Origin of the sequence: Streptomyces sp. SAT1 (assembly GCF_001654495.1) — a bacterium.
Taxonomy (GTDB): domain Bacteria; phylum Actinomycetota; class Actinomycetes; order Streptomycetales; family Streptomycetaceae; genus Streptomyces; species Streptomyces andamanensis.
Genome location: NZ_CP015849.1, coordinates 2,213,953 through 2,237,451 on the forward strand (window position 1 = coordinate 2,213,953; position 23,499 = coordinate 2,237,451).

The 23,499-nt window shown below is 71.0% G+C and carries 23 protein-coding genes; 11 read left to right on the forward strand and 12 right to left on the reverse strand.

The window, feature by feature from the left end; all coding sequences use genetic code 11:
- Positions 1 to 78: 78 nt before the first annotated feature.
- Together ppdK and dusB are read right to left on the reverse strand one after the other, a co-directional pair.
- The gene (gene ppdK, locus A8713_RS09655) at positions 79 to 2,826 is read right to left on the reverse strand and encodes a pyruvate, phosphate dikinase (RefSeq protein ID WP_064533047.1); all 2,748 of its coding nucleotides are present in this window, start codon (positions 2,824 to 2,826) and stop codon (positions 79 to 81) included.
- 703 nt (positions 2,827 to 3,529) lie between these two features.
- Positions 3,530 to 4,675, reverse strand: a complete 1,146-nt coding sequence (gene dusB / locus A8713_RS09660; RefSeq protein WP_064533048.1) for a tRNA dihydrouridine synthase DusB — start codon at positions 4,673 to 4,675, stop codon at positions 3,530 to 3,532.
- Between the two features lie 81 nt (positions 4,676 to 4,756).
- Between dusB and A8713_RS09665 the strand changes: the two genes are divergently transcribed.
- The gene (locus tag A8713_RS09665; protein WP_064533049.1) at positions 4,757 to 6,205 is read left to right on the forward strand and encodes an MFS transporter; all 1,449 of its coding nucleotides are present in this window, start codon (positions 4,757 to 4,759) and stop codon (positions 6,203 to 6,205) included.
- A 99-nt stretch (positions 6,206 to 6,304) separates the two neighbouring features.
- Here the strand turns inward: A8713_RS09665 and A8713_RS09670 are convergent, their stop codons facing one another.
- The 3 genes from A8713_RS09670 to A8713_RS09680 form a co-directional block, all read right to left on the reverse strand.
- Positions 6,305 to 7,567: a glycine cleavage T C-terminal barrel domain-containing protein gene (locus A8713_RS09670; RefSeq protein ID WP_079158896.1), complete on the reverse strand. Its 1,263-nt coding sequence runs from the start codon at positions 7,565 to 7,567 to the stop codon at positions 6,305 to 6,307.
- 456 nt (positions 7,568 to 8,023) lie between these two features.
- On the reverse strand, positions 8,024 to 9,160 hold the full coding sequence (locus A8713_RS09675) for an NAD-binding protein (RefSeq protein WP_064533051.1): 1,137 nt from the start codon (positions 9,158 to 9,160) through the stop codon (positions 8,024 to 8,026).
- Between the two features lie 26 nt (positions 9,161 to 9,186).
- Positions 9,187 to 9,447, reverse strand: coding sequence for a hypothetical protein (locus A8713_RS09680; RefSeq protein WP_064533052.1), 261 nt, complete (start codon positions 9,445 to 9,447; stop codon positions 9,187 to 9,189).
- Between the two features lie 103 nt (positions 9,448 to 9,550).
- On the opposite strand from A8713_RS09680, the gene A8713_RS09685 reads away from it, so the two are divergent.
- The 3 genes from A8713_RS09685 to A8713_RS09695 are packed head-to-tail and all read left to right on the forward strand — an operon-like array spanning position 9,551 to position 10,826.
- Positions 9,551 to 10,381, forward strand: coding sequence for a helix-turn-helix domain-containing protein (locus A8713_RS09685; RefSeq protein ID WP_064533053.1), 831 nt, complete (start codon positions 9,551 to 9,553; stop codon positions 10,379 to 10,381).
- Entirely contained in the window at positions 10,378 to 10,590 is a 213-nt protein-coding gene (locus A8713_RS09690) for a DUF397 domain-containing protein (RefSeq protein ID WP_064533054.1), read from the forward strand. Before A8713_RS09685 ends, A8713_RS09690 begins: the two co-directional genes overlap by 4 nt.
- Positions 10,591 to 10,613: 23 nt before the next feature.
- Positions 10,614 to 10,826: a DUF397 domain-containing protein gene (locus A8713_RS09695; protein ID WP_064533055.1), complete on the forward strand. Its 213-nt coding sequence runs from the start codon at positions 10,614 to 10,616 to the stop codon at positions 10,824 to 10,826.
- 75 nt (positions 10,827 to 10,901) lie between these two features.
- Here the strand turns inward: A8713_RS09695 and A8713_RS34915 are convergent, their stop codons facing one another.
- Positions 10,902 to 11,216, reverse strand: a complete 315-nt coding sequence (locus A8713_RS34915; RefSeq protein ID WP_443069760.1) for an MmyB family transcriptional regulator — start codon at positions 11,214 to 11,216, stop codon at positions 10,902 to 10,904.
- Here A8713_RS34915 and A8713_RS09705 point away from each other — a divergent pair.
- Positions 11,121 to 11,705, forward strand: coding sequence for a DinB family protein (locus A8713_RS09705; protein ID WP_064533057.1), 585 nt, complete (start codon positions 11,121 to 11,123; stop codon positions 11,703 to 11,705). The two genes, A8713_RS34915 and A8713_RS09705, sit on opposite strands and share 96 nt — an antisense overlap.
- 165 nt (positions 11,706 to 11,870) lie before the next feature.
- On the opposite strand, the gene A8713_RS09710 is transcribed toward A8713_RS09705, so the two are convergent.
- Complete coding sequence (locus A8713_RS09710) at positions 11,871 to 12,764, reverse strand: helix-turn-helix transcriptional regulator (protein WP_173860963.1); 894 nt, start codon at positions 12,762 to 12,764, stop codon at positions 11,871 to 11,873.
- A 212-nt stretch (positions 12,765 to 12,976) separates the two neighbouring features.
- Between A8713_RS09710 and A8713_RS09715 the strand changes: the two genes are divergently transcribed.
- Together A8713_RS09715 and A8713_RS09720 are read left to right on the forward strand one after the other, a co-directional pair.
- Positions 12,977 to 14,350: an MFS transporter gene (locus tag A8713_RS09715; protein ID WP_107440793.1), complete on the forward strand. Its 1,374-nt coding sequence runs from the start codon at positions 12,977 to 12,979 to the stop codon at positions 14,348 to 14,350.
- A 221-nt stretch (positions 14,351 to 14,571) separates the two neighbouring features.
- Entirely contained in the window at positions 14,572 to 15,006 is a 435-nt protein-coding gene (locus A8713_RS09720) for a hypothetical protein (protein ID WP_064533059.1), read from the forward strand.
- A 28-nt stretch (positions 15,007 to 15,034) separates the two neighbouring features.
- Here A8713_RS09720 and A8713_RS09725 read toward each other — a convergent pair whose 3' ends face one another.
- The 3 genes from A8713_RS09725 to A8713_RS09735 form a co-directional block, all read right to left on the reverse strand.
- Entirely contained in the window at positions 15,035 to 15,625 is a 591-nt protein-coding gene (locus A8713_RS09725) for a TetR family transcriptional regulator (protein WP_064533060.1), read from the reverse strand.
- 37 nt (positions 15,626 to 15,662) lie between these two features.
- Entirely contained in the window at positions 15,663 to 16,673 is a 1,011-nt protein-coding gene (locus tag A8713_RS09730; protein ID WP_064533061.1) for an aldo/keto reductase, read from the reverse strand.
- A gap of 189 nt (positions 16,674 to 16,862) precedes the next feature.
- Positions 16,863 to 18,245 (reverse strand): glycine--tRNA ligase, encoded by a 1,383-nt coding sequence (locus A8713_RS09735; protein WP_018570719.1) that lies wholly within the window; start codon positions 18,243 to 18,245, stop codon positions 16,863 to 16,865.
- A 184-nt stretch (positions 18,246 to 18,429) separates the two neighbouring features.
- On the opposite strand from A8713_RS09735, the gene A8713_RS09740 reads away from it, so the two are divergent.
- Genes A8713_RS09740 through A8713_RS09755 form a run of 4 tightly spaced genes read left to right on the forward strand, consistent with a single transcriptional unit; the run spans position 18,430 to position 21,637 of the window.
- Positions 18,430 to 19,413, forward strand: coding sequence for a metal ABC transporter substrate-binding protein (locus A8713_RS09740; protein WP_064533062.1), 984 nt, complete (start codon positions 18,430 to 18,432; stop codon positions 19,411 to 19,413).
- Between the two features lie 29 nt (positions 19,414 to 19,442).
- Positions 19,443 to 20,246: a metal ABC transporter ATP-binding protein gene (locus A8713_RS09745; RefSeq protein ID WP_064533063.1), complete on the forward strand. Its 804-nt coding sequence runs from the start codon at positions 19,443 to 19,445 to the stop codon at positions 20,244 to 20,246.
- Positions 20,246 to 21,148: a metal ABC transporter permease gene (locus tag A8713_RS09750; protein WP_064533064.1), complete on the forward strand. Its 903-nt coding sequence runs from the start codon at positions 20,246 to 20,248 to the stop codon at positions 21,146 to 21,148. The genes A8713_RS09745 and A8713_RS09750 overlap by 1 nt, the downstream gene beginning before the upstream one ends.
- Before the next feature lie 60 nt (positions 21,149 to 21,208).
- Positions 21,209 to 21,637 (forward strand): Fur family transcriptional regulator, encoded by a 429-nt coding sequence (locus A8713_RS09755; RefSeq protein WP_064533065.1) that lies wholly within the window; start codon positions 21,209 to 21,211, stop codon positions 21,635 to 21,637.
- A 211-nt stretch (positions 21,638 to 21,848) separates the two neighbouring features.
- Here the strand turns inward: A8713_RS09755 and A8713_RS09760 are convergent, their stop codons facing one another.
- Positions 21,849 to 22,694, reverse strand: coding sequence for an isoprenyl transferase (locus A8713_RS09760; protein ID WP_064533066.1), 846 nt, complete (start codon positions 22,692 to 22,694; stop codon positions 21,849 to 21,851).
- A gap of 40 nt (positions 22,695 to 22,734) precedes the next feature.
- Positions 22,735 to 23,481, reverse strand: coding sequence for a DNA repair protein RecO (gene recO, locus A8713_RS09765; RefSeq protein WP_064537388.1), 747 nt, complete (start codon positions 23,479 to 23,481; stop codon positions 22,735 to 22,737).
- Positions 23,482 to 23,499: the final 18 nt, after the last annotated feature.

Here is a 23,499-nt window from a genome sequence, read left to right on the forward strand (position 1 = left end):
AATCGGTAGTGAGGGTCGGGGACCACGACGAGGACTCCGGGATCTGCGGCGCCGGCGCGTGGCCGGCGGTCACCGGCTCTACCGGTGGTCGCTGCCCTCCGAGCCGGAGGCCGCGCGGCCCGCCTCCAGGCGGGCGACCGGGATGCGGAACGGGGAGCAGGAGACGTAGTCCAGACCCACCTCGTGGAAGAAGTGGACGGACTCCGGGTCGCCGCCGTGCTCGCCGCAGACGCCGAGCTTGAGGTCGGGGCGGGTGGCGCGGCCGGCCTTGGCGGCGGACTTCACCAGGGAGCCGACGCCGTCCTTGTCGATCGTCTCGAACGGCGACACCCCGAAGATGCCCTTCTCCAGGTACGCGGTGAAGAAGCTGGCCTCCACGTCGTCGCGGCTGAAGCCCCACACGGTCTGGGTCAGGTCGTTGGTGCCGAAGGAGAAGAACTCGGCGGCCTCGGCGATCTGCCCGGCGGTGAGCGCGGCGCGCGGCAGCTCGATCATGGTGCCGATCGCCAGCTTGAGCCTGGTCCCGGTGGCCGCCTCCACCTCCGCGACGACCTGGTCGGCCTCCTCGCGGACGATCTCCAGCTCCTGGACGGTGCCGACCAGCGGGATCATGATCTCGGCGCGCGGGTCGCCCTTGGCGGCCTTGCGCTCGGCGGCGGCCTCCGCGATGGCCCGCACCTGCATGGTGAACAGGCCGGGGATGACCAGGCCGAGGCGGACGCCGCGCAGGCCCAGCATCGGGTTCTGCTCGTGCAGCCGGTGCACGGCCTGGAGCAGGCGCAGCTCGTTCTCGTGCGGCTCCTGGCGGGACTCGGCCAGGGCCACGCGGACCGACAGCTCGGTGATGTCGGGCAGGAACTCGTGCAGCGGCGGGTCGAGCAGGCGCACGGTGACCGGCAGGCCGTCCATCGCCTCGAACAGCTCGACGAAGTCCTTCTTCTGGAGCGGCAGGAGCTGCTTGAGGGACTCCTCGCGCTCGGCCTCGGTGTCGGCGAGGATCAGCCGCTCGACCAGTTCGCGCCGGTCGCCGAGGAACATGTGCTCGGTGCGGCACAGGCCGATGCCCTGGGCGCCGAAGCGGCGGGCGCGCAGCGCGTCCTCGGCGTTGTCGGCGTTGGCGCGCACCCGCAGGCGGCGCTTGCGGTCGGCGAAGGCCATGATGCGGTGGACCGCCTGGACGAGTTCGTCGGCGTCGTCGGCGCCCGCGTGCATCCGGCCCTCGAAGTACTCCACGACCGGGGAGGGCACCACCGGGACCTCGCCCAGGTAGACCTTGCCGGAGGAGCCGTCGATGGAGATGACGTCGCCCTCCTCGACGACGTGCCCGCCGGGGACGGTCATCCGGCGGCGCTTGGTGTCGACCTCCAGGTCCTCGGCGCCGCAGACACAGGTCTTGCCCATGCCGCGGGCGACGACGGCCGCGTGGGAGGTCTTGCCGCCGCGGGAGGTCAGGATGCCCTCGGCGGCGATCATGCCGTCCAGGTCGTCGGGGTTGGTCTCGCGGCGGACCAGGATGACCTTCTCGCCCGAGCGGGACCACTTGACGGCGGTGTACGAGTCGAAGACGGCCTTGCCGACGGCGGCGCCCGGCGAGGCGGCGATGCCCCGGCCGACCTGCTCGACCTTGGCGCCGTCGTCGAAGCGCGGGAACATCAGCTGGGCGAGCTGGGCGCCGGTGACGCGCTGGAGCGCCTCGGCCTCGTCGATCAGGCCCTGGTCGACGAGCTGGGTGGCGATGCGGAAGGCGGCGCCCGCGGTGCGCTTGCCGACGCGGGTCTGGAGCATCCAGAGCTGGCCGCGCTCGATGGTGAACTCGATGTCGCAGAGATCCTTGTAGTGGTTCTCCAGGGTCTCCATGATCTGCATGAGCTGGTCGTACGACTTCTTGTCGATCTGCTCCAGCTCGGCGAGCGCCACGGTGTTGCGGATGCCGGCGACGACGTCCTCGCCCTGGGCGTTCTGGAGGTAGTCGCCGTAGACGCCCTGGTGGCCGGAGGCGGGGTCGCGGGTGAAGGCGACGCCGGTGCCGGAGTCGGGGCCGAGGTTGCCGAAGACCATCGAGCAGACGTTGACGGCGGTGCCGAGGTCGTGCGGGATGCGCTCCTGGCGGCGGTAGAGCTTGGCGCGGTCGCCGTTCCAGGACTCGAAGACGGCCTTGATCGCGAGGTCCATCTGCGTGCGCGGGTCCTGCGGGAAGTCGCGGCCGGCCTCGGTCTTGACGATCTTCTTGAACTTGGTGACCAGCTTCTTCAGGTCGGCCGCGTCCAGTTCGGTGTCGACGGCGACCTTCTTGGTCTCCTTGGCCTTCTCCAGCGCGTCCTCGAAGAGGTCGCCGTCGACGCCGAGGACGGTCTTGCCGAACATCTGGATGAGGCGGCGGTAGGAGTCCCACGCGAACCGCTCGTCGCCGGCCTGCTTGGCCAGGCCCTGGACGGACTTGTCGGAGAGCCCGATGTTCAGGACGGTGTCCATCATGCCGGGCATGGAGAACTTCGCCCCGGAGCGCACGGAGACCAGCAGCGGGTCGTCGGCCTGGCCGAGCTTCTTGCCCATGCGCTGCTCCAGCGCGTCGAGGTGCGCACTCACCTCGTCGCGCAGGGCCGCCGGTTCCTCGCCGCTGTCCAGGTAGACCTTGCAGGCGTCGGTGGTGATGGTGAAGCCCGGCGGGACGGGGAGCCCCAGGTTGGTCATCTCGGCGAGGTTCGCGCCCTTGCCGCCGAGCAGGTCCTTGAGGTCCTTGTTGCCCTCGGTGAAGTCGTAGACGAACTTCACGCCCTCAACGCTCCCGCCCGGCGCGGGTACCTGGAGATCTTTGTTTTCCGACACGGGTCTCGACTCCTCGAGGACGCGGTGGCTGCCCTGACGGCGAGGAACATACCCAGATCAAAGGCTTGTGGGTACGTCCACTCGTGCGTCATGCGCCTGTAACCAGCGGTCCGCCAGCGGATCGAAAGTCAAGGCTTGGCAAGTCGTCAGGGCCGGATGTTTTCACTTCTTGAACGGATTCTGGCTCGCGAACCCGCTCGATCGCTCATGTGAGCGGCTATGGGCACGTGTGATTTCGATCGATGAACGATCACCGGGTGGCACCGAGTGCCACCCCTTGGAGAAGTGCAGACGGGCAAAGATCCGCTCATCTGAGCAAAACCCCTCTCAAGGGTGGCGAGAATCACGCTGCCGCACACGCTCGGATTTCACCATGCGGACGCCCGGACCGCATGTCCGGCCGCGCTGGGGACGCGTGGACGCGCTTTGCGCGCGCTCGGGAGGGGGCGGAGCGGCGGTCGGGCGCCACTCGGGGTGGGGCGAGGGCGGGGACTGGCCCCAGGGAGTCCGTGCGGCCAGGGGCGGGAGCGGGCCGGAGGCTGGGGACGAGGGCTGGAATCCGGGGGCCCGAGGCCGGGGGCCGGGAGCCAGCGGCCCGGCGGCCGAGAACCGGGAGCCAGGGACCCGACGGCCGAGAACCGGGAGCCAGGGACCCGGCGGCCGAGAACCGGGAGCCAGGGGCCCGGCGGCCGGGAACGGGGCCTCAGCCGCCCGATGTGTCCATTTCCGCGTCCTCGCTGATGCCGCCGGCGCAGTCGTAGGGGTCCTTGAGCCAGCCGTCCGGGAGGACGACGCGGTTGTTGCCGGAGGTGCGGCCGCGGGGGCCGTCGGCGCCGGTGGGCCAGGGCTGGTCGAGGTCCAGCTCGTCCAGGCCGGTGCGCAGCTCGGCCAGGGAGGAGGTGATCGCCAGGCGCTTGCGCATCTCGGAGCCGACCGCGAAGCCCTTCAGGTACCAGGCGACATGCTTGCGGAAGTCGATGACACCGCGTGCCTCGTCGCCGATCCACTCCCCGAGCAGGGTCGCGTGCCGCACCATCACGTCGGCGACCTCGCGCAGCGTGGGCCGCACGAACGCGTCCGGGCGGCCCTCGAAGGCCGCGACCAGGTCGGCGAAGAGCCAGGGCCGCCCCAGGCAGCCGCGGCCGACGACCACGCCGTCGCAGCCGGTGGCGCGGACCATGCGCAGCGCGTCCTCGGCGGACCAGATGTCGCCGTTGCCGAGGACGGGGATCTCCGGGACGTGCTCCTTGAGACGCGCGATGGCGTCCCAGTCGGCGGTGCCGCCGTAGTGCTGGGCGGCGGTGCGGCCGTGCAGCGCGATGGCGGTGACGCCCTCCTCGGCGGCGATGCGGCCGGCGTCGAGGTAGGTGAGGTGGTCGTCGTCGATGCCCTTGCGCATCTTCATGGTGACCGGCAGGTCCCCCGCGCCGCTGACCGCCTCGCGCAGGATCGCGCGCAGCAGGTTGCGCTTGAAGGGCAGGGCCGAGCCGCCGCCCTTGCGGGTCACCTTGGGGACCGGGCAGCCGAAGTTCAGGTCGATGTGGTCGGCGAGGCCCTCCTCCGCGATCATGCGGACCGCCTTGCCGACGGTCGCCGGATCGACGCCGTACAGCTGGATCGAACGCGGCTGCTCGCTCGCGTCGAACCGGATCAGCTGCATCGTCTTCTCGTTGCGCTCGACCAGGGCCCGGGTCGTGATCATCTCGCTGACGAACAGGCCCTTGCCGCCGCTGAACTCCCTGCACAGGGTGCGGAAGGGGGCGTTGGTGATCCCGGCCATCGGGGCGAGGACGACCGGCGGCGCCGCGATGTGCGGACCGATCTGGAGGGGGGACTCGGGCATGGGCATTCCCTCATTGTCCCGCATGCGCGAGGCACTTGTAACGGTCATTAGTTAACCGCACTATCGAAGTGGACTACGCTGGAACCCATGCCCGAGCTGAGTCACCGCCGGCGGCTGCTGGTGCTCGCGATCTGCTGCATGAGCCTGCTGATCGTGAGTCTCGACAACACCGTCCTGAACGTCGCCCTGCCCTCCATGCAGCGCGAGCTGCACGCGAGCACGTCCGGCCTGCAATGGACCATCGACGCCTACACGCTGGTCCTGGCGTCGCTGCTGATGCTCGCCGGTTCCACCGCCGACCGCGTCGGCCGCAAGCGCGTCTTCATGACCGGTCTTGTCGTCTTCGCCCTCGGCTCGCTGCTGTGCTCGCTCGCGCCCGATCTGGAGCTGCTCGTCGTCTTCCGGATGGTGCAGGCGGTCGGCGGCTCGATGCTCAACCCGGTCGCCATGTCGATCATCACCAACACCTTCACCGACCCGCGCGAACGCGCCCGTGCCATCGGTGTGTGGGGCGCGGTGGTCGGCATATCCATGGCGGCCGGGCCGCTGGTCGGCGGGCTGCTGGTGGAGTCGGTCGGCTGGCGCTCGATCTTCTGGCTCAACCTGCCCGTCGCCCTCGCCGCGATCCTGCTCACCCTCCGCTACGTCCCCGAGTCCCGCGCCCCCCGGGCCCGCCGCCCCGACCCGGTCGGCCAGGTGCTCGTCATCGCCCTGTTCGGCGCGCTGACGTACGCGATCATCGAGGCGCCGGACGCCAGCGCCGCCGTCGTGGTGCCGTTCGCCGCCGTCGCGCTCGCCGCGCTGCTCGGGCTGCTGTGGTACGAGCCGCGCCGCGCCGAACCCCTGATCGACCTGCGCTTCTTCCGCTCCGCGCCGTTCAGCGGGGCCACGGTCATCGCGGTCAGCGGCTTCGCGGCGCTCGGCGGCTTCCTGTTCCTTTCCACGCTCTATCTCCAGAACGTGCGCGGCCTCGACGCCCTGCACGCCGGTCTGTGGATGCTGCCGATGGCGGCGCCCACGTTCCTGTGCGCGCCGCTGTCCGGGCGGCTGGTCGGCACCCGCGGGCCCCGGCTGCCGCTGCTGATCGCCGGGACCGCGATGACGGTGAGCGCGGTGCTGTTCGCCGCCTTCGAGGCGGAGACGTCCGACCTCACCCTGGTCCTCGGCTACGTCCTGTTCGGCATCGGCTTCGGCTTCGTGAACGCGCCCATCACCAACACCGCCGTCTCCGGCATGCCCCGCGCCCAGGCCGGGGTCGCCGCGGCCGTCGCCTCCACCAGCAGGCAGCTCGGCTCGACCCTCGGCGTCGCCGTGGTCGGCGCCCTCCTGGTCTCCGGCATCGGCTCCTCGTCCTACCGCGACACCTTCGTCTCCGCCGCCCGCCCCGGCTGGTGGGTCCTGGTCGCCTGCGGCGTCCTCGTCCTCGTCCTGGGCGCCCTCACCAGCGGCCCCTGGGCCCGCCGCACCGCCGAGCGCACCGCCGACCGCCTCCAGGAGGACGAGGTGCGGCAGACGGCGGGGGTCGGCTCGGCCTGAGGCAGGAACCGCCCCCGCGCCCGCGGCCGGGCGGCCGGAACGGCCCGCCGGGGGAGCCGGCGGGCCGTTCCGGCTGCCCGGGGCCGTGGCCGGGCGGCTTCACTCGATCGGGAACTCCGAGACCACTGCCGGGATGCCCGTGCCCGTCGAGTCGCCGGACGGCTTGGACACGTACACCTGTGTCCCCGGGACCGCGAGGTCGACGGGCAGGCGGGCCAGGGCGACGTTCGACCGGATCTTCGGGGCGTACGAGGCGGACGTCACGTAGCCCACGGGTTCCGCGTCCGGCGCCGGTGCGACCAGCCAGAAGTCGGACAGGTAGTCCACGAGCGGCTCACCCTCCATCTTCAGGCCCACCATGGTGAGCCGGTAAGGGTGGTTTCCGGCGGCGATCTCGTCCCGCATCTTTTCGAGGGCGGCACGGCCGATGTAGTCCGACGCCTTGTTGCGGGGAATGTGGGACGCCAGTCCGACCTGGAAAGGAACCATCTCGCTGTCGACGTCCTGCCCCCACGCGAGAATTCCTGACGTGACCCGGTGGGGCTGTATGGGGCCGGTCACCGTCAGTCCGTACTTATCGCCCGCCCGGAGAATCGCATCCCACATCTGCTCCGCGTGAATGCTTGAATTCTTGAGGTAGACTTCATATCCGGCCTCTCCGGAGAAACCGGTCCGTGAAACGAGTACCGGAAGTCCGGCGATCTCGGTCTCCGCCAGACCGAAAACGGGCATCTCGGCGGCCATATCGCCGATGAGGTCGGCCATCAGGCTGTTCGCCTGCGCCCCCTGGATCTGGACGGGCGACACGTCCATCTCCTGGATCTGGACATCGAACCCCTTGCCGACATTCACCCCCTTGAGCCACAGCGACAGATCCGAGTCGGAGATGCTGAACCAGTACTCCTCGGGGGAGATCTTCAGCAGCAGCGGATCGTTGACCATCCGGCCGCCGGCGTCGCAGAGCACGGTGTACGCCGCCCGCATGGACGCCAGCCGCGTGACGTCCCTCGTCACGACGTAATCGACGAACTCGGTGGCCTCGGGCCCCCGCACGCGGATCTGCCGGGCGGCCGCGATGTCCCACAACGTCACCCGCTGCGTCAGCGCCTCGTACTCGGCTCCGGACCCGCCGCCCTCGTCGGAGCCGTAGCCCCTGGGCAGATACATGCGGTTGTAGACCTCCGCGCGCCAGCATCCCGCTTCGACCGCGAGATGCCAGTACGGCGACTTACGGGCGCGTGTCGATATCAGAAGCTTGATGTCCGGTCGGCCTGTCTGCCGCAGATTGACAGGGACTGTTCTGTCCGACTGATCGACCGATGAGTAGTTGGGGTCCGCCCATTTGCCAGACTCGTTCGTCACACTATCCCCTACCGTGGCTACCTTACTCGGTGCCGGTTCATTGAGGTACGCGGCGATGGCAGCGATATTCGCTGCGAACCAGCGAATCGGACATGGTGCATTCCCGAATGTAACACGGCGCGAACCTGTGACCAAGGACCGTCTCAAGGCCTTCCAGCGGTTCAAAACCCGTACCGCGCGACCGCGCTCCGCGCAGGGTGACCGGCGCAAACGCGCCGAATGCACACATGCCGTGGAGCCCGAAAGACATCGAAAGGAAACCGGAAAGACACCGGATCAACAGCCTCGCGGCGCCACCAGCGAGAACAGGGTTTTCCCGAGCCCTTGTCCCCGACGAACCCGAAGACACTTTCCGGCCGAAAAAACCTCGCCGCCGCCTGTCCCGTGTCCGGCACTCAGGACGGCGGCGAGGACCACGAGGGCTCGGTCGGCCCGGACGCGGACGGACGGGCCCGGTCACCGCTCGCTGTAGTAATGGAGCCACAGGGCGGCGATCTTGCGGCGGTCCGCCGGGGGTACCTCGTGCAGGGTGCGGGTGGGGCGGCCGTCCGCGAGGGTGCGCAGGGCCGCGAGGATCTCGGCCTGCGCCAGGCAGGGGTACGGGTCCGCGCCCGCGCCGCGCGGGACGCCGACGGCCGCGCCCGCGTCGTGCAGGTAGAAGTAGTGCTCCGCCGATTCGTAGCGGGTGACGTGCCGGGTCGCCGTGTACCTGCCGTACTCCTCGGGCAGCCCGGAGAGGTCCGGCGCCTCCGCCGGGCCGGTCACCGTGGTGACGAAGGCCCCGTCCGGCAGCACGGGGAAGTCCTCGCCGCGCAGTGCGATCGCGCCCGACGCGCAGACGACGAGCGCCGCCGCCCCCAGCGCGGCCTCCCGGTCCGCCACGACGCCGTAGCCCCGCGCCAGCGCCCGCGCCCGCCGCTCCGGATCGGTGTCGTACACCGTGACCCGCGCTCCCCTGGCGCTCAGCGCGGAGGCGACCGCGCCGCCGAGCCGCCCGAAGCCGAGCACCAGCGCGGGCCGGGCGTCCGGTGTCTCCCGCCACCCGCGCAGCAGTGCCTCCGCCGCGGAGACGACGGACTGCCCGAGCAGGAACTCCTCCGGTTCCCGCAGCGGGGACCGCGCGACGGAGACCACGGGACAGGGCAGCTTCTCCCGCTCCGCGTACCGCCGGTGCCCGCTGTCGCTGTCCTCCACCACGCCGAGCACGGTTCCGCTGAACCGCTCGCACAGCACGTCGAGGGACGGCGCGAAGCAGCCGCCCGCGTCCAGCAGCACCACCGGTTCACCGGCCGCCCGGGTCTCCAGATACGTCAGCACCGTCCCCGGATCGGCGAACCGCTCGCGGGACAGCTCGTCCACCGCGAACAACCGCTCCACCTCGCGCTTCGCCGCACCGTCCCCGCGCGCGGCCCCCGGCTCCGGCTCCGGGAGCACGCCGCGCAGACGCGAGACCGTGCCCACCACCCGTACGAACGGGACCCGTTCGGGCGCCAGCCGCGTCACCAGCAGCGAGGAAGGCACCAGCGAGGGGGCGAACTCCCATGCGGTGCGGGCGAAGTACGCCTCCAGCCGCGCACGTTCTCCAGTCTTCATCGGACACCTTCCCTTGATCTCGCGCTTCACAGGAACTCGCCCCGGCTCCGGGCGTTCGCGCGGGCGGTCCGCGCACGCAGGCGCTCCGCGTCGCTCGCCGGCCGTACGCGGCCGGGTTCCGCCTCCCACTCGGCCCCGCCGCACACCGGCCGCAGCGACCAGCGGGAGCCGGCGACCCCGCGGAACTCCCCCACGACGTCACCGCTTTCGGTGTCCACCACCAGCGTGCCGACGGCCGGATGGGGGCGGGACTCCTGTCGGCCGGCAGGACTGTGTTCGCCAGGCATGGCCGTTCCTCTCCGTAGCCATTTCGCTACCAAGCGGATTCAGCGTGGCGTAGAGTCGGTGCTCACTCAACGTGTCAGTGCTGGCAGGAGAGTTGGTGTCGCGTTGGTCAATCGCAAGGAGCTTCGACCCGAGAGCAGCCCGCAGGCCGGCTACGGAGCACAGCTGCGCAGTTGCCGCGAGAACAGAGGGTGGAAGCAGGAGGATCTGGGCGCGGAGATGGGCTACTCCAGCACCCATGTCTCAGCTGTTGAAACTGGTCGGAAAATGGCAACCTTGCGCTTCTCGCGCAGTGCCGACCGGGCGCTGGGTACGGGCGACCTGTTCGAACGCAAGTACCGCGAGATCAAGCACGGGGTGCTGCTGGAGGGCTTCCCGGAGTATGTCGGACACGAGGGCCGCGCGGTCGAGATCCGGCTGTATCAGATCGGGATCATTCCCGGTTTGCTCCAGACGCCCGAGTACGCACGGGTCTTGGCCGACAGCGCGGTAGGGCGAGGAGCCATTACGGAGGCGTACGCCGCCGAGCGCGTGGCATTCCTCGCCGAGCGCCAGCGGGCGCTGGAGCGGCGCCACTCCCCGATGATCTTCGTAGTGATGGACGAGAGCTGCATCCGCCGACCCGTCGGTGGCGCTAGGGTCATGCGCGGTCAGTTCGACCGGCTGGTCGAGTTCGCCGAACGCCCCAACACGGTGTTGCAGGTGGCGCCGTTCGAGATGGGAGAGCGACGCCCCTTCGATCTGCCCGTCAATGTGCTGACGATGGTGGATCGGTCCGTGATGTGCTACGCCGAGTCTCAGACGCAGGGGCACCTTGATCGCGAAACCACGTCCGTGCTCCCGGTCTTGACGTCCTACCATCAGCTACAGGCGGAAGCGCTCCATCGGGCGGCATCCGTGGACCTGATCAAAGAGCTCCGAAAGGGCATCCCGTGACGACGACCGACACCCCGCGCTGGTTCACGTCCTCCTACAGCAACAACGGCGGCGACTGCGTGGAGGTCGCCGTCAACCTCACGGCCACCCACGGCGTGATCCCCGTCCGCGACTCCAAGAACACCACCGGCCCGGTCCTCAACCTGCCCACCGGGGCGTTCTCGACATTCGTCGCGGGCGTCAAGTCCGGCCAGTTCGGCACCTTCTGAGTCCGCACACGAAAGGGCACCCCATGGCGACGACCGACACCCCCCGCTGGTTCACGTCCTCCTACAGCAACAACGGCGGCAACTGCGTCGAGGTCGCCGTCAACCTCACCGCCACCCACGGCGTGATCCCCGTCCGCGACTCCAAGAACACCACCGGCCCGGTCCTCAACCTGCCCACCGGGGCGTTCTCGACGTTCGTCGCGGGCGTCAAGTCCGGCCAGTTCGGCACCTTCTGAGTCCGGCAGCGCCGCGGCAGCCGGGCGAGGAGGGTGGTTGCCCGTTCCCGCAGCGGGCGACCGCCCTCCTGTTCGCTACGCCTGCCGCTCCAGCGCGATCGCGTGCAGCTTCTCCAGCCGCTGCCGCGATTCCTCGTCGGCGGGGACGTAGGTGACCACGCGGGGGCCGACGTCAGGGCTGAGCCAGAGGTCGGTGTGGTCGACGGTGAGGCGGCCGACGTAGGCGTTGCGGAACTCCTTGCGCGGACCAAGGGACCTTGAGGCCACGAGCGGCTCATGGCAGGCTGATGCCGCATGATCGATGAGTTCGCGAAGAACAACCTGCACGAGAGACTGCGGCGGGACCGCAAGGCGCTGCTCTGGAAGCTCGAGGGCCTGTCCGAATACGATGCCCGCCGACCGTTGACGGTGACCGGGACCAACCTCCTCGGCCTGGTCAAACACGTGGCCGGCGTCGAGGCCAGGTACTTCGGTGAGGTCTTCGACCGTCCTTCCCCGGAACCGCTGCCCCGGTGGCAGGACCACGACGGCAGCGATCTGTGGGCGGCTGAGGACGAGACCCGCGATCAGATCGCCGAGTCCTACCGGCGCACGTGGGAACACTCAGACGCGACGATCAACGAGCTTTCCCTCGACGCCCCCGGCCACGTGCCGTGGTGGCCGGAGCCTTATTCCACCACGAATCTGTTCGCCGTCATGGTCCATGTTCTCGGCGAGACCAACCGGCATGCCGGGCACGCCGACATCCTGCGCGAAAGCGTCGATGGCCGAACCGGGATGCGGCCCGAACACGAGACGCAGATCGATGAGGAAGCCCGCGGCGCCTACTACGCGAAGATCGAGCAGGCCGCCAGATCGGCCGCATCGATCAAGGCATAGAGGGCTGTGCCGCGCGAGTGAAGGGCCGCGCGGGGACGCGACGATCACGGGATCGGGTCGACGTCGCAGTCGAAGGCGGCCTCTGGCAGCGCGAAGCGCGAAGACACCGCCGACGAGTGCGGGACTTCCTGGAGCGTCTGCGCTCGTGCCAGGCCGACACGGCTTCTAGGGACACCGCTCCAGCGCGATCGCGTGCAGCTTCTCCAGCCGCTGCCGGGACTCCTCGTCGGCGGGGACGTAGGTGACCATGCGGGGGCCGACGTCGGGACTGAGCCAGAGGTCGGTGTGGTCGACGGTGAGGCGGCCGACGTAGGCGTTGCGGAACTCCTTGCGCTTGCCGACCGGGGCGACCACCTCGTGGCGGTCCCAGATCTCGCGGAAGTCGGGCGAGGACTCGCGCAGGCGCTTGAGCAGCGCCTTCCAGGCCGGGTCGGCGAGGTGGCCGGCCATCGCCGCGCGGAAGCGGGCGGCCATGAGCCGGGTCGCGGACTCCAGGTGGACGATCGAGGAGCGCCACTGCTCGTGGGTGTACGACAGGATCATGCAGTTGCGGTCCTCGGGCGGCACCGACTCCAGGTCGCACAGGAGCAGGCCGTAGGTGCGGTTGTGGGCGAGGATGTCGTACCTGCTGTTCTGGAGGCAGGCCGGGAAGGGCTCGATCTGCTCCAGGAGGGCGCGCAGGGCCGGGGTGACCGAGGGGCACGTGGTCGTCGGGGCCGGGTCGGCGGTGCCGGCGAGCTGGAAGAGGTGGGCCCGCTCGGTGGGGTCGAGCAGCAGGGTGCGGGCGAGCGCGTCCAGGACCTGCACGGAGACCTGGATGTCACGGGCCTGTTCGAGCCAGGTGTACCAGGTGACCCCGACCGCCGAGAGGTGCGCGACCTCCTCGCGGCGCAGGCCCGGCGTACGGCGGCGGGCGCCGCGCACCAGGCCGACCTGCTCGGGGGTGATGTGCTCGCGGCGGTGGCGCAGGAAGGCGGCGAGTTCGTGGCGCCGCACCGCCGAGGCGGTGGCCTCCCGGGCCCGGGGGGCGACCGCCGTGTGCGAGGCCATCGTGCTCATGCTCATGCCTCCAGCCTGCCGCTCCGCCGACCCTGTTGCCAGGTACTCCTACTACCAGGATAAGGACACTCTGGTACCTGGCTCGGCGGCGGCGCAGGCTCGATCACGTGACCACCCGAACCGTCTCCTCAGCGTCCTCGCCGTCCTCGCCGTCCTCAGCGTCCTCGCCGTCCTCGCCCGCCGTCCGCACCGCCGCCACCGCGCCCCCGGCGCTGAGCGGCCTCGGACTGTTCACGGTGCTGCTGGGCGCGGCGCTCCCCCTCATCGACTTCTTCATCGTCAACGTGGCCCTGCCCACCATGGGCCGGGACCTGCACGCGGGCGAGGCCGTCCTCGAACTCGTCGTCGCGGGCTACGGGGTGGCCTACGCCGTGCTGCTGGTCCTCGGCGGCCGGCTGGGCGACCTGTTCGGCCGGCGGCGGCTCTTCCTCGGCGGCATGGCGGCCTTCGGCCTGACCTCGCTGGCCTGCGGTCTCGCACCGGACGCCTGGTCCCTGGTCGGGGCGCGGGTGGCGCAGGGCGCGGCGGCAGCCGCGATGCTGCCGCAGGTGCTCGCCACCATCCAGGCGGCCACCGCGGGACCGCGCCGGGCCCGCGCGATGGGCCTGTACGGCGCGACGGCGGGCCTGTCCATGGTGGCCGGGCAGATCCTCGGCGGCGTCCTGGTCGCCGCGGACCTGTGGGGCACGGGCTGGCGCTCGGTGTTCCTGGTGAACGTGCCGGTCGCCGTCGTCGGGCTGGTGCTGGCGGCCAGGGCCGTACCGGAGACACGCTCGCAGCGCCCGGAGCCGGTCGACGGCCCCGGCACGGTCCTGCTCGCCGCCTCCCTGCTGACGCTGCTCGTGCCGCTCACCGAGGGCCGGGCCGCCCACTGGCCGCTGTGGACCTGGCTGTCGCTGGCCGCCTTCCCGGCGGTGGCGGCCTGGTTCTACGCCGTGGAGCGGCGCGCGGACCGCGCGGGCCGTACGCCGCTGGTGCCGCCGAGCCTGTTCCGGCTCGTCTCGCTGCGCCGCGGGCTCGCGCTGATCGTGCCGTTCTCCATCGGGTTCAGCGGCTTCATGTTCGTCATCGCGGTGGCGTTGCAGCAGGGCGCGCGGCTCGGTCCGGTCCCGGCCGGACTGGCGCTCGCGCCGATGGCCGTCGTCTTCTTCCTGGTCTCGCTGGCCGGGCCCCGGCTGGTCGCCCGGTTCGGGACCCGGGTGGTGACGGCGGGCGCGGTGGTGCAGTTCGCGGGCGTGGGCCTGCTGGCGCTGGCCGTCCACGGGTCCTGGCCGCACGTGGGCTTCGTGGAGCTGCTGCCGGGCGCGGCGGTCGCCGGGGCGGGGCAGGCGCTGCAACTGCCCGTGATCTTCCGGATCATCCTGTCCGAGGTGCCGACGGCGCGCGCCGGGGTGGGCAGCGGTGTGATGGTCACCGCCCAGCAGTCGGCGCTGGCGCTGGGCGTGGCCACCCTGGGCACGCTGTTCCTGTCCCTGGTGCCCGGTCTGGGCATGGGCGGCGCCCTGGTGACCACCCTGCTGGTGCAGCTCGGCGGGATCGTCCTGACGGGGCTGCTCAGTCTGCGGCTGCCGCGCACCGTCGGCTGACGGGCGCGCATGATCGCCGCTGCGGGCCGAAGGTAAGAAAAAGGTGAACCGGGACACCCCCGCCGACCTGCGGGTTTACCCCAAACCTGGGATTTCCGGCACGTGTTCCGAACGTTCTCGACTCGCCGCGCGGGCGAACCCCGGCAACTCTGGAGGAGCGCGGACGGCCCCTGGGGGCCCCGCGCCGCAGGGGGGAATCCGTCGACCAACGGGAGACCACCATGCCTGTCACCACCAGCCGCCGCTGGGCCCGCGCGCTCGCCGCCGGTGCCCTGTCCGCAGCCCTGGTGTCGGCCGGATCGGCCGCCGCCCTCGCCTCGGACAACGCGCCGGTGGCGAAGCCGAGCCCGTCGCACAGCACCATGACGAAGACCAAGGGCTCGATCATGGCAAAGGCCAACCACAGCACGGTCAAGGCCGGTGAGACCGTCAAGCTCGCCGGTCACGCCAAGGACGTCAAGCCCGGCACCAAGCTGGTCCTCCAGCACCTGCACAACGGCAAGTGGACCACGCTGCACGCGAGCACCACCGTCAAGAAGGGCGGCGTCTTCTCGCTGACCTCGAACAAGCTCGGCACCAAGGGCACCGAGCACCTGCGGGTGGCGACCACGGACGGCAAGACGCACTCCTCGCCGGTGGCCGTCAAGGTGCACTGACGCCCGCCTGACGCCCGCCTGACGGCCGTCAGGGCCGCAGGCCGCGTACCAGCAGGTCCAGGACCGCGTCGAACTCGTCCTGGATCCCCGGCCGCTTCCACTCCCCCGCGTAACACGGGTCGTGGAAGCGGCCGGTGGCGTGGAAGAGGGCGCGGGCCGTCGCCGCCGGATCGGCGGCGGCGAAGTCCCCGGCGGCCACGCCCGCCGCGACGATCGCGGTCAACTGCTCGGTCAGCTCGGCGATGTGCTGCTCCACCGCCGCGCCGTTCTCCGCGGCGAGGACCGAGTACGTCGCGAACATCTCCGGATCGTCGCCCGCCTTGCGCAGCTTGGCCTCGAACAGCGCCCGCAGCCAGGTCCGCAGCCGCTCCTGAGGGGCGCGCCCCGGGTCGGCGGCGAGGCCGGACAGGGCGTCGTGGGTCCGGTCGAGCCACCGCTTGGTGACCGCCTCGCGCAGCGCTGCCTTGGTGCGGAAGTGCCGGTAGACGCTGCCGTGGCTGACGCCGAGCGCGCGGGCCACGTCCACCACGGTCGCCTTGGCCGGGCCGTGGCGGCGCAGCACTTCCTCGGTCGCCTCGATGATGCGCTCGGCGGTCAGGGTCTCAGCAGCGGGTGACATGCCTAGACCGTACCCAAGCGGCTGTCCGGCACGGCGGTCAGTGCTCGCTGTCCAGGTCGGCCATCAGCGCCTCCGGGTAGCGGGTGCCGGCCGCCGCGTCCGCCGGTACGGCCTCCTCGATCGCCGCGAGGTCGGCCGCGTCCAGGGTGACGTCCAGCGCGCCCAGGGCCTCGGCCAGCCGCTCGCGGGTGCGGGCGCCGACGAGCGGCACGATGTCCTCGCCCCGGGAGAGCACCCAGGCGATGGCGGTCTGCGCGACCGTGGCGCCCTTGCCCTCGGCCACCGCGCGCAGCGCCTCGACGAGGTCCAGGTTGCGCCGCAGGTTCTCGCCCTGGAAGCGGGGCGAGAAGGAGCGGAAGTCGCCGGGGGCGAAGCGGTGGCCGGGGGTGAGGCGCCCGGAGATCAGCCCGCGCGACAGGACGCCGTACGCGGTGATCGCGATGCCCAGTTCCCGGGTGACGGGCAGGATGCGGTCCTCGACGCCGCGCGAGATCAGCGAGTACTCGATCTGGAGGTCGGAGATCGGGGCGGTGGCGGCGGCCCGGCGGATGGTGTCGGCGCCGACCTCGCTGAGGCCGATGTGGCGCACGTACCCCTTCTCGACCAGCTCGGCGATGGCGCCGACGGTCTCCTCGACGGGGACGTCCGGGTCGAGGCGGGCCAGGCGGTAGACGTCGATGTGGTCGACGCCGAGGCGCTGGAGGGAGTAGGCGGCGAAGTTCTTCACCGCGGCGGGGCGGCCGTCGTAGCCGCTCCAGTTGCCGTCGGGGTCGCGCAGGGCGCCGAACTTGACGCTGGTGAGGGCCTTCTCGCGGAGCGCGGCGGGGGCGGTGCGCAGGGCCTCGCCGATCAGCATCTCGTTGTGGCCCATGGCGTAGAAGTCGCCGGTGTCGAGCAGGGTCACGCCGGCCTCCAGGGCGGCGTGCACGGTGGCGAGCGACTCGGCCCGGTCCGCCTCGCCGTACAGCGCGGACATGCCCATGCAGCCGAGACCGAGGGAGAAGACCTGGGGGCCGGTGGTGCCGAGGGAGCGGGTGTGCGTCGTCATGGCTCCACCCTCGCACAGCGAATGACAGATTTCAATATCTGTCATTCCATACTTGTCAGCGCTCGCGAAGCACCGGCCCCCCACGAAGCGCCGGCCGGCGCTGACGCCGACCGGCACAGAAAAGCCGTACGGCCGCCGGAGGTGATCCGGCGGCCGTACGGCGTTCGTTCGAGCGGGGGTGGCGCGGGCTCAGCAGCCGATCAGGCGGGCGGCCAGGTAGCCCTCGATCTGGTCGAGGGAGACGCGCTCCTGCTTCATCGAGTCGCGCTCGCGGACGGTGACCGCGTTGTCGTCCAGGGTGTCGAAGTCGACGGTCACGCAGAACGGCGTGCCGATCTCGTCCTGGCGGCGGTAGCGGCGGCCGATGGCGCCCGCGTCGTCGAACTCGATGTTCCAGTGCTGCCGCAGCGCCTGGGCCAGGCCCTTGGCCTTCGGGGACAGCTCCGGGTTGCGCGACAGCGGCAGCACCGCCGCCTTCACCGGGGCCAGGCGGTGGTCGAGGCGCAGCACGGTGCGCTTCTCCATCTTGCCCTTGGCGTTGGGCGCCTCGTCCTCGACATAGGCGTCGAGCAGGAACGCCAGCATCGCGCGGCCGACACCGGCCGCGGGCTCGATGACGTACGGCGTCCAGCGCTCCTGGGCCTCCTGGTCGTAGTACGCGAGGTCCTGGCCGGAGGCCTTGGCGTGGGCGCCGAGGTCGTAGTCGGTGCGGTTGGCGACGCCCTCCAGCTCACCCCACTCGCTGCCGCCGAACTGGAAGCGGTACTCGATGTCGGCGGTGCGCTTGGAGTAGTGGGAGAGCTTCTCCTTCGGGTGCTCGTACCACCGCATGTTCTCCTCGCGCAGGCCCAGGCCGGTGTACCAGTTCCAGCGCTGCTCCATCCAGTACTCCTGCCACTTCTCGTCCTCGCCCGGCTTGACGAAGAACTCCATCTCCATCTGCTCGAACTCGCGGGTGCGGAAGATGAAGTTGCCGGGCGTGATCTCGTTGCGGAAGGACTTGCCCATCTGGGCGATGCCGAACGGCGGCTTGCGGCGCGAAGTGGTCTGCACCTGGGCGAAGTTGGTGAAGATGCCCTGGGCGGTCTCCGGGCGCAGGTAGGCGACGGAGCCGGTGTCCTGGGTGGGGCCGAGGTGCGTGGAGAGCAGACCCGAGAACTGCTTGGGCTCGGTGAACTGGCCCTTGTTGCCGCAGTTGGGGCAGTTGACGTCCGCGAGGCCGTTCTCCGGGAGGCGGTGGTGCTTGGCCTCGTAGGCCTCCTCCAGGTGGTCCGCGCGGAACCGCTTGTGACAGGCGGTGCACTCGGTCAGCGGGTCCGTGAAGGTGGCGACGTGGCCGGAGGCCACCCAGACCTCGGTGGCCAGGATGACGGACGAGTCGATGCCGACCACGTCCTCGCGCGACGTCACCATGTAGCGCCACCACTGGCGCTTGAGGTTCTCCTTCAGCTCGACACCGAGCGGACCGTAGTCCCAGGCGGCGCGCTGACCGCCGTAGATCTCACTGCACGGGAATACGAAGCCACGGCGCTTGCTCAGGCTGACGATGGTGTCGATCTTGTCGGCGGCCACGGTGCTCTCTTCATTACGACGACGGGCGACGAAGCGAGACGCTTCAGAGCGAATGCCTCAGGGTACCGGCGGGGGCTCCCCCTCAATCAAATCGGTGCCCGGAAACGGCACGGTCCGGGCACCTCCGGACCTGTTCAGGGGGGCTTGTTGACAACGGTTTCCATTTTTGATGAAAATGAGTGTCATGAACGCTCGACGACACCTCCTCGCCCCGTCCCGCATACGCACGGCCGCCGCGCTCACCGCGGTCACCGCCGTCGGACTCGGCACCCTCTCCGCCTGCTCGTCCGCGGACGCCTCCGGCAAGACGGACAAGTACGACGTCGTCGCGTCGTTCTACCCGATGGCCTACCTCGCCGAGCGGATCGGCGGTGACCACGTCCACGTCACCAACCTCACCCAGCCCGGCCAGGAGCCGCACGACCTGGAGATCAGCGCCCAGCAGACCGCGCGGCTCCAGGACTCCGACGCGGCCCTCTACCTCAAGGGCCTCCAGCCCTCCGTGGACAAGGCCATCGACCAGTCCGGTATCAGGACCAAGGTCGACGCAGGCTCCCTGACCACCCTGGAGGAGCACGGCAGCGAGGTCGGCGGGCACGCCGCCGCGCACGACACCCACGAGGGCGAGGACGAGGGCGAGAGCGGCGGCAAGGACCCGCACGTCTGGCTCGACCCGGTGCGCTACGCCCAGATCGCCGAGGGCGTCGGCAGGGCCTTCGAGAAGGGCGACCCGGACCACGCGGCCGACTACCGCAAGAACACCGCCGCCCTGGTCAAGCAGCTCGACGAGCTGAACACCCGGTTCAAGAACGGCCTCGCGCACACGAAGTCCAAGGTCTTCATCACCACGCACGCCGCCTTCGGCTACCTCGCCGAGCGCTACGGCCTGACCGAGGAGGCCATCAGCGGCCTCGACCCGGAGTCCGAGCCCAGCGCCGCCCGGGTCAAGGACCTGGAGAAGATGGCGAAGGCCGACGGCGTCACCACCGTCTTCTACGAGACCCTCGTCAGCGACAAGACCGCGAAGACCGTCGCGCGGGACGCCGGGCTCAAGACCGACGTCCTGGACCCGATCGAGGGCATCACCGACAAGTCCCGGGGCCGCGACTACCTCGCGGTGCAGGAGGCCAACCTCAAGGCCCTCCAGCAGGCCCTGGGCGCCAAGTGACCCACCCCCAGCGGCCCGAGGAGCCTCCCATGGGCGAGCCCGTCATAGCCATGCGCAAGGTCACCGCCGATCTCGGCGCCCGCACCGTGCTGCGCGGCATCGACCTCACCGTGCGCCGCGGCGAGGTCGTCGCGCTGCTCGGCGCCAACGGCTCCGGCAAGTCGACGGCGGTGCGCAGCGTCATCGGCCAGGTGCCGGTGACGAGCGGCGAGATCGAGCTGTTCGGCGTCCCGCGGCGCCGCTTCCGCGACTGGGCGCGCGTCGGCTACGTACCGCAGCGCACCACCGCGGCGGGCGGCGTCCCGGCCACCGTCACCGAGGTGGTCTCCTCCGGCCGGCTCTCCCGCACCCGCTTCGGGCTCTTCCGCCGGGGCGACCGGGAGGCCGTCCACCGCGCCCTGGAGCTGGTCGGCATGGCGGACCGCGCCAAGGACTCGGTCGACGCGCTCTCCGGCGGCCAGCACCAGCGGGTGCTGATCGCCCGCGCGCTGGCCGCCGCGCCCGAGCTGCTGATCATGGACGAGCCGATGGCGGGCGTCGACCTGGCCAGCCAGGAGGTACTGGCCGCGACGCTGGAGAGGCAGGTCGCCGCCGGGACGACGGTACTGCTGGTGCTGCACGAGCTGGGCCCGCTGGAACCGCTGATCGACCGGGCGGTCGTACTGCGCGACGGCTGCGTCCTGCACGACGGCCCGCCCCCGAAGGCCGGGGCCGGCACTCCCCCAAGCTCTCAGCTGCGTTCGAGCAGGGGGTGCCCCCAGCCGGGCCACGACCACGTCCACCCCCACGACGCCGTCGGCGCCGATCCGATCCGCACGGGACTGCTGAGCTGATGGACTTCCTCGACTACGCCTTCATGCAGCGGGCGCTGCTGGCCGCCGTCCTGGTCGGCATCACCGCGCCCGCCGTCGGCATCTACCTGGTCCAGCGCCGCCAGGCGCTGATGGGCGACGGCATCGGCCATGTGGCGATGACCGGCGTCGGCCTCGGCTTCCTGCTCTCCGCCTCCCCGGTGTGGATGGCCTCGGCGGTCTCCGTGCTCGGCGCCGTCCTGATGGAGCTGATCCGCTGGTACGGCCGCACCCGCGGCGACATCGCCCTCGCGATGCTCTTCTACGGCGGCATGGCGGGCGGTGTCATGTTCATCAGCCTCGCCCCCGGCGGCTCCACCGCGAACCTGACGTCGTACCTCTTCGGCTCGCTCTCCACCGTCTCCCAGTCCGACGTGGTGGCGATCTGCCTGCTGGCCGCCTTCGTCGTCCTGGTCACCCTGGGCCTGCGCCGCCAGTTGTTCGCGGTCAGCCAGGACGAGGAGTTCGCGCGGGTGACCGGACTGCCGGTGCGCGCCCTGAACCTGCTCACGGCCGTCACGGCGGCGGTGACGGTGACGGTCGCCATGCGTGTGGTCGGGCTGCTGCTGGTCTCCGCGCTCATGGTGGTGCCCGTCGCCGCCGCCCAGCAGCTCACCCGCAGCTTCGCGGCGACCTTCGCCGTCGCCGTGGCCATCGGCGTGAGCGTGACCATCGGCGGCACGGTCACCTCGTACTACCAGGACGTGCCGCCCGGCGCGACGATCGTGCTGCTGACCATCGCCGCGTTCGGGGTCCTCACCGTCCTGGCCACACCACTGGCCCGGCGCCGCGCCCGGACGCTCGCCGCCGCACGACCCGCCGGCGACCCCGCGGAGTGCGCGATTCCGGCCAGCCGGGGCGCCGCGGACGGGATCGGCGTCTGACCGCGGCCTGCCGGGGCTGGCACAATGGCCCCGGCAGGCGCAGACGTGAGGAGGCATCCGGTGACGACCGCAGGACCGCCCGTGAAGGGCCGGGCCACCCGGCAGCGCGCCGCCGTCGCGGCAGCCCTCGACGAGGTCGACGAGTTCCGCAGCGCGCAGGAACTGCACGACATGCTCAAGCACAAGGGCGACTCGGTGGGCCTCACCACCGTCTACCGCACCCTCCAGACCCTCGCCGACGCCGGCGAGGTCGACGTGCTGCGCACCTCCGACGGCGAGTCCGTCTACCGCCGCTGCTCCACCGGCGAGCACCACCACCACCTCGTCTGCCGCGTCTGCGGCAAGGCCGTCGAGGTGGAGGGCCCGGCCGTGGAGAAATGGGCCGAGGCCATCGCCACGGAACACGGCTACGTCAACGTCGCCCACACGGTCGAGATCTTCGGCACCTGCGCGGACTGCGCGGCCCTGGAGAGCCGCGGCGAACGGTGAGGTACGGCCCAGGCGGTGAGCCTGGGCCGGTATCTGCCGGGCGGCCCTCGGCTCGCCGCCCGGCCCCCCGGGGCCGGCGCGGCCCGGGGCCGGCGCGGCCCGGAGCCGGGCAGCGAGCCGAGGGCCGGGCGGTGAGCCGGGCCCGGGTGGGTCGGGCCGGGGTGGATGTGGGCCTCCGGCCGGGTGGGGGGAGGCCCTGCGCCCTGGTCGGCTATGAGGAGGGGTCCTCCTGGCGGCCCTCCATGGCGAGCAGTTGCTCGTTGGGGATGGCGCCGCCGAAGCGGCGGTCGCGGGAGGCGAACTCCAGGCACGCGCGCCACAGGTCGCGACGGTCGAAGTCGGGCCACAGGACGTCCTGGAAGACCATCTCCGCGTACGCGCTCTGCCAGAGCAGGTAGTTGGAGGTGCGCTGCTCGCCGCTCGGGCGCAGGAACAGGTCCACGTCCGGCATGTCCGGGTAGTACAGGTACTTCTGGATGGTCTTCTCGCTGACCTTGGACGGGTCGAGGCGGCCCGCGGCCACGTCCTCGGCCATCGCCTTGGCCGCGTCCGCCAGCTCGGCCCGGCCGCCGTAGTTCATGCAGAAGTACAGCGTGATCAGGTCATTGTCCTTGGTCTGCTCCTGGGCGACCTGCAACTCCTTGGCGACCGACTTCCACAGCCGGGGCATCCGGCCCACCCAGCGCACCCGGACGCCGAGCCCGTCGAGCTGGTCGCGGGACTTGCGGATGAAGTCCCGGTTGAAGTTCATCAGGAAGCGCACCTCGTCGGGCGAGCGCTTCCAGTTCTCGGTGGAGAAGGCGTACAGCGAGATGTTGCGCACACCGATCTCGATGCCGCCCTGGAGCACGTCGAGGACGCGTTCGGCGCCGACCTTGTGCCCCTCGGTGCGGGGCAGGCCGCGCTGCTTGGCCCAGCGGCCGTTGCCGTCCATGACGATCGCCACGTGCTCGGGCACCAGCTCGCCCGGGAGCTTCGGGGGGCGCGCGCCGGACGGATGCGGCTCGGGCGCCAGGTACTCGCGTCGCCGGCTGCCCAGGAACCCGCGTACGGCCATGTGCTCTCGTCTCCCTCTGCTGTGTTGCCCGTGCTGCTCTCTACTTTTCCACGTACCGCAGCGAGCGCAGTCCGCGCTCCAGGTGCCAGTGCAGGTAGGCGGAGACCAGCCCGCTGCCCTCCCGCACATGCCGCGGCTCGCAGGCGTCCGCCGTCGCCCAGTCCCCCGTGAGCAGCGCGCCCAGCAGCACGAGCGTCTGCGGCGAGGGTACGACACTGCCGGCCACCCGGCAGTCGACGCAGACGGAGCCGCCGGAGGCCACCGAGAAGAACCGGTTGGGCCCCGGCATGCCGCACTTCGCGCAGTCGCCGAAGCTGGGCGCGTAGCCGTTGACGGCCAGCGAGCGCAGCAGGAACGCGTCCAGCACCAGGTGCGGGGCGTGCTCGCCGCGGGCCAGTGTGCGCAGGGCGCCGACGAGCAGCAGATACTGCTGGACGGCCGGTTCGCCCTCGTGGTCCGTGAACCGCTCGGCCGTCTCCAGCATGGCCGTCCCGGCGGTGTACCGGGCGTAGTCGGTCACGATCCCGCCGCCGTACGGCGCGATGGTCTCGCTCTGCGTGCACAGCGGCAGCCCGCGCCCGATCAGCTCGCTGCCCCGGGCGAAGAACTGCACGTCCACGTGCGAGAAGGGCTCCAGCCGGGCGCCGAACTTGGACTTCGTGCGCCGTACGCCCCGCGCCACCGCCCGCACCCGGCCGTGACCGCGCGTGAGCAGCGTGATGATCCGGTCCGCCTCACCCAGCTTCTGGGTGCGCAGCACGATGCCGTCGTCGCGGAACAGACTCATGAGGTCCATTCTCGCCCA

Bases quoted from the DNA above. Each gene is read 5' to 3' on its own strand.
- dusB (WP_064533048.1), bottom strand. From the start codon at position 4,675: ATGCCCATGCCCGAGTCCCCCCTCCAGATCGGTCCGCACATCGCGGCG.
- A8713_RS09665 (WP_064533049.1), top strand. From the start codon at position 4,757: ATGCCCGAGCTGAGTCACCGCCGGCGGCTGCTGGTGCTCGCGATCTGC.
- A8713_RS09675 (WP_064533051.1), bottom strand. From the start codon at position 9,160: ATGAAGACTGGAGAACGTGCGCGGCTGGAGGCGTACTTCGCCCGCACC.
- A8713_RS09680 (WP_064533052.1), bottom strand. From the start codon at position 9,447: ATGCCTGGCGAACACAGTCCTGCCGGCCGACAGGAGTCCCGCCCCCAT.
- A8713_RS09695 (WP_064533055.1), top strand. From the start codon at position 10,614: ATGGCGACGACCGACACCCCCCGCTGGTTCACGTCCTCCTACAGCAAC.
- A8713_RS09705 (WP_064533057.1), top strand. From the start codon at position 11,121: ATGATCGATGAGTTCGCGAAGAACAACCTGCACGAGAGACTGCGGCGG.
- A8713_RS09710 (WP_173860963.1), bottom strand. From the start codon at position 12,764: ATGAGCACGATGGCCTCGCACACGGCGGTCGCCCCCCGGGCCCGGGAG.
- A8713_RS09720 (WP_064533059.1), top strand. From the start codon at position 14,572: ATGCCTGTCACCACCAGCCGCCGCTGGGCCCGCGCGCTCGCCGCCGGT.
- A8713_RS09725 (WP_064533060.1), bottom strand. From the start codon at position 15,625: ATGTCACCCGCTGCTGAGACCCTGACCGCCGAGCGCATCATCGAGGCG.
- A8713_RS09730 (WP_064533061.1), bottom strand. From the start codon at position 16,673: ATGACGACGCACACCCGCTCCCTCGGCACCACCGGCCCCCAGGTCTTC.
- A8713_RS09740 (WP_064533062.1), top strand. From the start codon at position 18,430: ATGAACGCTCGACGACACCTCCTCGCCCCGTCCCGCATACGCACGGCC.
- A8713_RS09745 (WP_064533063.1), top strand. From the start codon at position 19,443: ATGGGCGAGCCCGTCATAGCCATGCGCAAGGTCACCGCCGATCTCGGC.
- A8713_RS09750 (WP_064533064.1), top strand. From the start codon at position 20,246: ATGGACTTCCTCGACTACGCCTTCATGCAGCGGGCGCTGCTGGCCGCC.
- A8713_RS09760 (WP_064533066.1), bottom strand. From the start codon at position 22,694: ATGGCCGTACGCGGGTTCCTGGGCAGCCGGCGACGCGAGTACCTGGCG.
- recO (WP_064537388.1), bottom strand. From the start codon at position 23,481: ATGAGTCTGTTCCGCGACGACGGCATCGTGCTGCGCACCCAGAAGCTG.